Annotated in this window: 9 protein-coding genes; 4 read left to right on the forward strand and 5 right to left on the reverse strand. The window is 64.3% G+C overall.

Features of this window, described 5'->3' with window-relative positions; all coding sequences use genetic code 11:
* Positions 1-144: 144 nt before the first annotated feature.
* Positions 145-2,286 (forward strand): lytic transglycosylase domain-containing protein, encoded by a 2,142-nt coding sequence (locus PGP17_RS14120; RefSeq protein ID WP_270375980.1) that lies wholly within the window; start codon positions 145-147, stop codon positions 2,284-2,286.
* On the opposite strand, the gene PGP17_RS14125 is transcribed toward PGP17_RS14120, so the two are convergent.
* Positions 2,283-3,278: a threonine ammonia-lyase gene (locus PGP17_RS14125; RefSeq protein ID WP_270375981.1), complete on the reverse strand. Its 996-nt coding sequence runs from the start codon at positions 3,276-3,278 to the stop codon at positions 2,283-2,285. The two genes, PGP17_RS14120 and PGP17_RS14125, sit on opposite strands and share 4 nt — an antisense overlap.
* A gap of 169 nt (positions 3,279-3,447) precedes the next feature.
* On the opposite strand from PGP17_RS14125, the gene PGP17_RS14130 reads away from it, so the two are divergent.
* Together PGP17_RS14130 and PGP17_RS14135 are read left to right on the forward strand one after the other, a co-directional pair.
* Positions 3,448-5,097 (forward strand): long-chain-fatty-acid--CoA ligase, encoded by a 1,650-nt coding sequence (locus PGP17_RS14130; RefSeq protein WP_270375984.1) that lies wholly within the window; start codon positions 3,448-3,450, stop codon positions 5,095-5,097.
* 188 nt (positions 5,098-5,285) lie between these two features.
* On the forward strand, positions 5,286-5,471 hold the full coding sequence (locus tag PGP17_RS14135) for a superinfection immunity protein (protein ID WP_135943814.1): 186 nt from the start codon (positions 5,286-5,288) through the stop codon (positions 5,469-5,471).
* A gap of 17 nt (positions 5,472-5,488) precedes the next feature.
* On the opposite strand, the gene PGP17_RS14140 is transcribed toward PGP17_RS14135, so the two are convergent.
* The 4 genes from PGP17_RS14140 to tdh all read right to left on the reverse strand — a co-directional run bounded on the left by PGP17_RS14140 (position 5,489) and on the right by tdh (position 8,354).
* The gene (locus tag PGP17_RS14140; RefSeq protein WP_270375986.1) at positions 5,489-6,013 is read right to left on the reverse strand and encodes a hypothetical protein; all 525 of its coding nucleotides are present in this window, start codon (positions 6,011-6,013) and stop codon (positions 5,489-5,491) included.
* A gap of 147 nt (positions 6,014-6,160) precedes the next feature.
* A complete protein-coding gene (locus PGP17_RS14145; RefSeq protein WP_270375987.1) occupies positions 6,161-6,607 on the reverse strand; it encodes an SRPBCC family protein in 447 nt (148 codons plus the stop codon).
* Complete coding sequence (locus PGP17_RS14150) at positions 6,604-7,272, reverse strand: nitroreductase family protein (RefSeq protein WP_270375988.1); 669 nt, start codon at positions 7,270-7,272, stop codon at positions 6,604-6,606. Before PGP17_RS14150 ends, PGP17_RS14145 begins: the two co-directional genes overlap by 4 nt.
* A gap of 47 nt (positions 7,273-7,319) precedes the next feature.
* A complete protein-coding gene (tdh, locus tag PGP17_RS14155; protein WP_270375989.1) occupies positions 7,320-8,354 on the reverse strand; it encodes an L-threonine 3-dehydrogenase in 1,035 nt (344 codons plus the stop codon).
* Between the two features lie 173 nt (positions 8,355-8,527).
* Here tdh and PGP17_RS14160 point away from each other — a divergent pair, with 173 nt between their 5' ends.
* Positions 8,528-9,598 (forward strand): acyltransferase family protein, encoded by a 1,071-nt coding sequence (locus PGP17_RS14160; protein ID WP_270375990.1) that lies wholly within the window; start codon positions 8,528-8,530, stop codon positions 9,596-9,598.
* The last annotated feature ends 147 nt before the right edge of the window (positions 9,599-9,745 follow it).

Below are 9,745 nucleotides of genomic sequence, written 5' to 3' on the forward strand. Positions count from 1 at the left end.
CCTTGAAGGTTCACTCTTGAACTGGGCGCGGAACATAATGACCCGCCCCGCATACGCCAACCATGTGCACGCACGCTAGACAGTGTGCCGGGTATAAGAGACTCTGCTGTCTCACTTAGCCCCGCAAATACTGGGTTTTTTCATATGATCGCGCGTCTTACCCTCCTGGCCGGCCTGCTTGCCGCCACCGCCCTGACCGCTCCGGCCTGGTCCCAGGCTCCGGTACCGCGTCCCAAACCTGCGGTCGAGAACTACTCGGTCATCCTCAACGATGCCGATTTCGACCGTTTCCGCGCGGGAATGGCCGCCGCGGACGATGACGAATGGGCTGGCGTGCGCGATGTACGCGGCACGATCGAGAACCCGGTCGCGCGCAAGATGCTGCTCTGGCGCATCGCCGTTTCCGATGCGCGCGCGCCCTTCTCCGACCTCGATCTCGCGCTCGACGAGCTGCAGAACTGGCCGCGACGCTGGCAGATCCAGCGCGAAGCGGAGTGGAAGATCGAGGAGTCCGGGATGAGCCCGGCCCTGATCGTGCGCTGGTTCGAGGACCGCACCCCGGTGACCGGCGAAGGCCAGGTTGCCTATGGCGAAGCGCTACTCGAAACCGGCCAGCGCGAAGCGGGCCATGCGCAGATCGTCGACGCCTGGCGTACCAAGACCATGCGCCTCTCGGCTCAGGATGACGTTCTGGACGCGCATGCCGGCCTGTTTTCCGCCGCCGATCACGCCGAACGGGTCGACATGTTGCTCTGGGCCGGCCAGCGCACGGCGGCGAGCCGCCTGCTGCCGCGCCTGAGCGAGGGAGAACGCCGCCTTGCCACGGCGCGCATCCGTCTGGCGACACGCTCGGCCGGAGTGGACTCGGCTGTAAACGCCGTTCCTGACAGCCTCGCCAGCGCACCCGGCCTGGTCTACGAGCGCGCCCGCTGGCGCCGGCAGGCCGGGCTCGACACCGACCTGCCCCTGCTGCTGGAGCTTCCCGACAGCTACCACAACACCGGCGCGCTGGAATCCATGTGGACCGAGCGCAAGCTCCAGATTCTGGAGCTGATGCGCGATAACGACCATCTGACCGCCTACCAGCTCGCAGCCGCGAACGGGATGAGCTCGGGCGTGGATTTTGCCGATGCCGAATTCCTGGCCGGCTGGCTTGCGCTGACCCAGCTCAATCGCCCAGAAGACGCGCTGGAGCATTTCAACCGGCTTGAAGCGGGCGTCACGACCCCGGTCTCGCTGGGCCGCGCCAAGTACTGGCAGGGCCGCGCAGCCGAGGCGGCCGGCCAGCTGGAGCTGGCGCAGGAGCGCTTCGTGGCGGCGACCGAGCACGCCACGACCTATTACGGCCAGCTCGCCCTGCTGGCGCTGGGTCCGGACGTGGCCGAGCTGAACCTGCCGCCAGACCCCGAAATCAGCGCCGCCGATCGCCAGGCCTTCAATGACCGCGAGCTGATCCAGGCGCTGCGCCTGCTTGCGGAAATGAACGAGGATTATCTGTTCCGCGTCTTCATCTACCATCTCGATGACGAGATGGAGACGGCCGAGGAAACCACGATGCTCGCCGATATCGCGCTGGAATTCTTCCGCCTGCGCGAAGCGGTGCGCGCGGCCAAGTCTGGGCGCATGCAGCAGGGCATGACCGTCATCGGGCGCGCCTATCCCATGGTCGAAATCCCCGACGGAGCACCCATCATGCCCGAAGCGGCGCTGACCTATTCGGTCATCCGTCAGGAGACCGAGTTCGACGCGCGAGCCGTCAGTTCGGCCGGGGCACGCGGCATGATGCAGATGATGCCCGCGACCGCCCGTCAGACGGCGCGCCAGATCGGACAGCCGTATAATTTCCAGTGGCTGACCGACGACCCGGACTACAATCTGACGCTGGGGATGGCCCACCTCAACGAGGTAGCCGAGGATTATAACGGGTCGCTGGTCCTGGCCCTGGCCGCCTACAATGCCGGGGGGCACCGCGTCCGCCGCTGGGTGGAGGAATACGGCGACCCGCGCACCGGAGCCATCGACCCGGTCGACTGGGTGGAACACATCCCCTACTCGGAAACCCGCAACTATGTGCAGCGCGTGCTGGAAAACCTCCAGGTCTACCGCGCCCGCCTGAGCGCGGACTCCTCAAGCCCGCTGATGATCGAGCAGGACATGGTGGGCGCGGGCGGTGTCTCCGACCTGCCCTCCCTGCCCCCGGAATTCATCGAGGCGCTGGACGAGATCGAAGCGGAACGCGCAGAGGCTGAAGCCGCGGCAGACCGGCCCGAGGGTGAAGGCGATTAGGGCCGGCCAGGCCGCAGCGCGGCCTCGGCAAGCCTTTGCGGATCGATATTGCCGCCGGTCAGCACGATGACCGTGGTCCTGGCTTGGCAGTCGATCTTGCCCGAGAGCGCAGCGGCGAGTGCGGCGGCCCCGCCCGGCTCGACGACCAGCTTCAGACTCTGCAGCCCGAACGCGACCGCGTCGAGCGCCTCGTCATCGCTGACCACGCCCACACCGCTGAGGCGGCGATTGATCGCAAAGGTGAGCCGGCCCGGCGCATCGGACAGCAGCGCATCCTGAATCGACCCGGATTTGCGCGCATTGGCCAGCCGCTCACCGGCGGCGAGCGAACGGGCGTGATCGTCAAACCCTTCCGGCTCGGCCCCGAAGATGCGGGTCTCAGGAGAGAGCTGAGCTGCCGCCAGGTTGATCCCCCCGATCAGCCCCCCTCCACCGACACAGCAGATCAGCTGATCGGCCGCTATCGCTTGCGCCTCCAGGTCCTGGAAGATCTCCAGCCCGCACGTTCCCTGCCCGGCGATGATATCGGGATGGTCGAACGAGGGAATGATCGCCGCGCCGCTCTCAGCGGCCAGGCGCGCGGCGATTTCCTCGCGGTCTTCGCGCTCGCGGTCATAACTGACCACCTCGGCCCCGCGTGCCCGGACCCCGTCGGCTTTGACGGAAGGCGCATCGGCCGGCATCACGATCCGCGCGTGAATGCCCAGACGCCGGGCCGCCTCGGCCACGCCCTGGCCGTGATTGCCGGATGAAAACGCCACGACGCCGCGGGCCTTCTGGTCGGCATCCAGCTTCGACAACGCGTTATAGGCGCCGCGAAACTTGAAAGATCCGGTGACCTGGAAAATTTCGGGCTTGAGATAGAGACTCCCCCCCAGGCGTTGACTCAACGCGGGGCTGTAAACGAGCGGGGTGCGCACCGCCTGCCCTGACAGGCGCTGCGCTGCAGCGACGACATCCTCGTACGTGGGAAGTGGTCGGCCGTCCTTCATGAAACCCGCTCCTCGTGAGTGGTGCGCCGCAACAACTGCGCAGACTTTATCAGGCAAAGCCATTGCGAAAACCGCCCGGCACGCTTTTGATAGCGCCAGACACACGCAACCTGGCCGATCTCCCCGCCAGACGGGGGACGGCATCTACATTCCTAGGGGAGGATTGCCCATGCTTCGCGGGCAGATGATGGATCGTCAATTGATGGTCTCGAGCATTCTCGTTCATGCCGCGCAGAATCACGGCGAGCGCGAGATTGTCAGCCGGCTTCCAGATACCGGCGAGATTCACCGCTATGGCTGGCGCCAGTGCCACGAGCGCAGCAAGCGCCTGGCCAATGCGCTGACCAGCCTGAAGACGAAGCCCGGCGACCGGGTGGCGACGATTGCGTGGAACTCGCATCGCCATCTGGAACTCTATTACGGCGTCTCGGGCATGGGCGCCGTGGTCCACACGGTCAATCCCCGTCTCGCGCCCGAGCAGATCGCCTGGATGCTGGATCACGCCAAGGCCAAACACGTCTTCTTCGACGTCACCTTCGCGCCGATCGTCGAAGCCATCGCCAAGTCGTGCAAGACGGTCAAGCACTGGGTCGCGATGACCGACGAGGCCCACAAGCCGGACATGAAGACCAAGGTGGATGTCTACGAGACGCTGATCGAACGCGCCTCGCCCGACTTTGAGTGGCCGAGCTTCGACGAGAATGCAGCGGCCGGCCTGTGCTATACCTCCGGCACGACGGGCGAGCCCAAGGGCGCGCTCTATTCGCACCGCTCCACCGTGCTGCACGCCATGATGAGCCTGTCCACCGACACGATCGGGGCCGGCGCGCACGGCGTGATCATGCCGGTCGTTCCCATGTTCCACGTCAATGCCTGGGGCGTACCCTATGCCGCTGCAATGTCCGGCGCGAAACTGGTCATGCCGGGCGCCCAGATGGACGGCAAGAGCATCCAGGAGCTGATCTCGGGCGAGGAAGTCACCCACGTGCTCGGCGTGCCGACCGTGTGGCTCGGCCTGCTGCAATATCTGCGCGAGAGCGGCACCCGCATCGATAGTGTGGACACCGTTCTGATGGGCGGATCGGCGATGCCCGAGGCCCTGCTGCGCGCCTACCAGGACGAGTATGGGGTCAACATGCAGCAAGGCTGGGGGATGACCGAAATGAGCCCGCTGGGCACGGTCGGCAAGCTTCTGCCCAAGCATGAAGATCTCACCGAGGACGAGAAGATTGCGATCAAGCTGAAGCAGGGCCGCCTGATCTATGGCGTCGAGATGCGCATCGTCGACGATGGCGGCAATGTGCTGCCGCGCGATGGCAAGGCGTCAGGCCACGTGCAGGTGCGCGGGCCCTGGATCATCGAGAGCTATTACCGCGGGGCCGGTCAGGAAGCCTTCACCGAGGATGGCTGGTTCAGGACCGGCGATGTCGGCACAATCGACCAGGACGGCTACATGACGATCACAGACCGGTCGAAGGACGTCATCAAGTCCGGCGGCGAGTGGATCAGCTCGATCGAGCTGGAAAACGCGGCGATGGGCCATCCCGAGGTGGCGATGGCCGCCGCGGTGGGCATGCCGCATCCCAAATGGCAGGAACGCCCGCTTCTGGTCATCCAGCCCAAGCCGGGGACCGAACCGACCCGGGACTCCATCCGCGAGTATCTGGTCCAGCACGTTCCCAAATGGTGGCTGCCCGAAGGCATCGAATTCATCGACGAGATGCCGCTTGGCGCGACCGGCAAAATCCTCAAGACCCGGCTGCGCGAAATCTACAAGGACTATGAATTCCCGGACACTCAGGAGTCCGAACAGGCCTGATCGCCCGACTTGGCGACCGGTATGGCAGCGCCCCGGCCCGCAAGGACCGGGGCGTTTTTCTATGTCTTACCCCTTGCATCGGCCGGAAACCTGACCTAAATTTATTGATATTCGATAAGGCGGAGCAACCGCCAGGGTCTGAAAACAGACACCGGATACCAAGAACAAGACACGAAAGGTTGGACGATATGGAAATTCTTCTGGTTATGGCCCTCGCCTACTTCCTCCCCGCGGTGATCGCGCTGGCGCGCGGCCACCACAACGGATTCGCGATCTTTCTCACGAACCTGCTGCTGGGCTGGACCTTTATCGGCTGGGTCGTCGCGCTGATCTGGTCGGTGACGGCGAGCGAACGCCGCGTGCGCACCGCCTGAACCCTGGAGCGCCGGTATCAGACCTGCCCGGCCTCGCGCTTTTCATAGAGATAAAGGGCGCCGCGTGCGGCATGGATGATCAGGAGCGCGATCACGAAGGCAAAGACCAGGAAGAGCAGGCCGCTGATGACCGTATTGGCGCTCGACAGCTCCTCGAAGGTCAGCGTCAGGCGGGCTCCGACCCAGATCATCGCGCCGCTGGCATAGAGAAGGACGACGGTGAGGCGCTGCGTGAACAGCATCGCAATGCCCATCGTGGTCGCCACCACGACGGCGTAGGCGAGCAGCGCGGCGAGCAGAATATCGGGCAAGACCGCCCCCTGCTCCGCCCGGTCGCCCAGCAGCGTCTGGACAGCCGAAGCCAGCATGCTGCCGCCCGACAGCGGAATGATCAGTGAGGCGATGGCCGCCAGACGGATTCGTCCGCGCGCCGCGCGTTCGTTCGGAATGGGAGCGCCTGGATTGAAGAAATCGCCGATGCTCTCCGCTTCGGCCGCCTTCTCATCGGAGTGCTCGGTGGTGTGTTCCTGGTGCGCGGTCATTGTCTCCCCCCGATCGCGATTCTGCCGACTGGCCGAGTATGACCGCGTTTTGCCGCAACCTGTCAAAGCGCGGCACACGCGGCGCGATCCTCGGGCGCGATATCAGCATGAGACACAGACGCCGCGCACAGTCTACTCGTGTCGTGGCTAAGCGGACTCACCTCGCAAATGCGCCCGCAGATCATGGCGTTGCTCGTACATTTTCCGGGCCGTTCTTACGTAGAAGCCGGTCAGCCAGCCCGCTTCTATCTCCAACGTGTCGCGGTGAATGCAGCCCGTACCGTCCGGTGTCACCGTAAGAGTATGACGCCAAGATTTCACAGCGCCGCCTTGCTCAAAGCTACGCACGCGCCTTTCCGCGTCATTGCGTTCCAAGACCTCGATATGCCAGCTGCCGATGGGCAGCCAGCCGAGCAGAAAGAGCTTCAGACTGTAAGACTGCCCCTCCGCGATTTCACCTTCGGGCAAGCCGACATAGCGCACCTGGCCTTCCATAGCCTCGGCGAGTTCGTCATAGCGCATGATCCGGGACCAGTGCTCGCTGGCGGAAAGCGCGTAGTGACGCTCCACCGTAAATGTCGCTGGCGCACTCATCGAAAGTCGCTGATCTCGGACAGCGCCTTTTTCTGAAGCGCATGCAGCGGCACTTGTGCGTTCTCGGCCGGATAGCCGCAGACGATCAGCATCATGGGCTTTTCGATCGCCGGGCGTTCGCAGATCTCGGTCAGGAAGCCCATCGGATTGGGCGTGTGGGTCAGGGTCGCAAGGCCCGCCTGATGCAGGCTCGCGATCAGAAGACCGCAGGCAATGCCGACGCTTTCAGAGACATAATAATTCTTCCGGTCATCGCTCGGCTTGGGCCCGCCGCGACGCTGGGCGAAGACGGCGATGATCCAGGGCGCCGTTTCCAGAAACGGCTTGCGGGCGTCGGTCCCGAGGGGCGCCAGCGCCTGGAGCCATTCCGCGCTGGCCTTGCCCTCATAGAAAGCGCGCTCTTCGGCTTCCGCGGCCTCGCGCAATTGCGTGCGTAACTTCCCTTGTCCCAGAACCGTGAAATGCCAGGGCTGGTGATTGGCGCCATTGGGCGCGGTGCCCGCGGTCAGGATCGCCGTCTCGATGATCTCGCGCGGCACGGGGCGGTCCGCGAAATCACGCACCGTGCGCCGTTGCCTCATGGCAGCGTAAAACGCATCCGCCCGGGCGCGCATCTCGGCTTCAGGCAGTTCGGTGAAATCAAGCGGGATCACAGGATGGGTCATGGGCGCATTCTGATCACGAATGCGCGAAGACGCCATTCAAGAATGAACTAGACCCCGCGCCAGTCCAGGATGACCTTGCCCGCCTTGCCCGAACGCATTGCGTCGAAGCCGGTCTGGAACTCTTTCGCGGGAAGGCGATGAGTGATCAGCTTGGAAACATCGAGCCCGGACTGGAGCATGGCCAGCATCTTGTGCCAGGTCTCGAACATCTCGCGTCCATAGATGCCCTTGAAGGTGATGGCGCGCATGATCAGGCTGCCCATGTCCAGCGTGAAGGGCTGGCCGGGCAGGCCCAGCATGGCGATCTTGCCGCCCATCACCATGTGATCGACCATCTGCTTGAAGGCCGGTTCGGCGCCCGACATTTCCAGCCCGACATCAAAGCCTTCGGTCATGCGGAACTCGGCCATGACGTCGCGCAAATCTTCATTGGTGGTGTCCACGGCGCGTGCGGTCGGCACGACGCGCGAGCACAGCTTGAGCCGGTCCGGATTGATGTCGGTGACCGCGATGTGGCGCGCGCCGCAATGACGCGCGACCGCCGCCGCCATGATGCCGATGGGTCCGGCGCCAGTGATTAGAACATCCTCGCCTACCAGGTCGAAGGCGGTCGCGGTATGCACCGCATTGCCGAGCGGATCCAGGAAGGCCGCCTGGTCCATCGAGACCTCGTCAGGCAACGGGATCACGTTGAAGGACGGGATTTTGAGGTATTCGGCAAAGGCGCCGGGCATGTTCACGCCCACGCCCTTGGTATCGGGATCGAGATGGAAGCGCCCGGCACGGACCGCCCGGCTCTTCTCACCGACGACATGGCCCTCCCCGGACACACGCATGCCCGGCTTGATCCGGGTCACGTCCTCACCGACCGCCTCGACGATGCCGCCGAACTCATGGCCCACAACCATCGGAACCGGCACGTTCTTCTTCGCCCAGTCGTCGTAATTGTAAATGTGCACGTCGGTGCCGCAGATGGCGGTCTTCTCCACGCGGATCAGAACGTCGTCCGGCCCGATTTCGGGCTTGTCGACATCCTGCATCCACAGGCCTTCTTCGGCTTTGGCTTTGACGAGCGCTTTCATGGGCCGCACTTCCTTGCAGGGCTTAAGAGTGATTGCGCGCTTATAAACGGGTTCCGGGCGGCACGGGAGGGGGCGTACGGCGAGACTGCAGCTTCGTCGGCCAGCGATTGCCCGTCCGGGCACCAGCGCGTATTGACTGCTCTTCCGGCACGGGGGCCGGCATGAGGGTCACCATGTCACCGACAGGATCGAAAGGCGGGTTCATCGCACCCCTTCACGCCTTTCGCGGGGTGGCGATCGTGAACATCGTGGCCGTTCACGCCGGATCCCTGGCGATCTACGATTTTGGCGGAGGTACGCAGGATCGCGGCGGATTGCGCCTGCTTGCGGCCTTGAACGAGGTGTTGTTTCACAGCGCCACGCTCTATTTCGCGTTCATCTCCGGCCTGTTGTTCTCCGCTGTCCTCAGCGCGCGCGGCTGGCAGCGCTTCTTTTCCAGCAAGCTGAAATACGTGCTGCTGCCCTACGCCGTGATGAGCGCACTCTTCACGGCGTTTCACTGGCACTGGTCGCAGGATTTCGACGTGTTCTCGGGCGGCCCTCTCGCCTTCATCCAGACAGCGGGTCATCACATCCTTGCAGGAACGGCGATGGACCCGTTCTGGTATATTCCGGTGCTGGCCTGCCTGTTCGCCCTGACCCCGGCGGTCCATGCCCTGCTGGAACGCAAATCTCTACGATGGATGGTCTGGCTGCTGGTGCTGGCACCGCTCCTTGTCTCGCGTACCGGCGCAGACGTATCGGTTGCCAACGTCGTCTATTTCCTCGGGGCGTATGCGTGCGGCATGGCGCTCGGGCGCGATTACGCCGCGGCGGCGCGCCGGATCGAAGGCCATACGCGATGGCTTGCTCTGGCGGCGGTCGCGCTCAGCCTCGCCCTTCTGGCCCTGATCTGGACCGGCTATGACCGGGTCGGCCCGGTCTCGGTGCGCGAGACGCTTTTCTATCTCCAGAAGGGCGCGCTGGCCGGCGTATTTCTCGCGATTCTCTCACGCTGGCAGACCATCCCACCGCTTCTGGCCCGGCTGGCCGATCACGCGTTCGCGATCTACTTCCTGCACCTGTTCGCGCTCTACACGCTGGCCGCCGGACTTCGAGGACTGATCGGCACGCCGGTGCCGTTATACGGCGTGGCGCTGGTGTTCAGTGGGCTGCTGGCCGCGTCGCTCGGGGTCTGCCTGGCCGTCAGCGCCGGATTTCGCGCGGCCCTTGGCAAACGCGCGCGCCTCCTGATCGGCTCCTAGACCCGGGCAGCCACAAAAAAGCCGCGGCGCAGAACGCCGGGGCTCTTCTGGATCGAGAGGTGCGCTAGTCCTAGAGCATTTTCATTCTAATCGAGGTCATATCCGCAGGCTTGGAAGTAGTTGATGCATTCGGCTGGCGTGATGGCG

Source organism: Marinicauda sp. Alg238-R41, assembly GCF_947331485.1.
Classification (GTDB): Bacteria; Pseudomonadota; Alphaproteobacteria; order Caulobacterales; family Maricaulaceae; genus Marinicauda; species Marinicauda pacifica.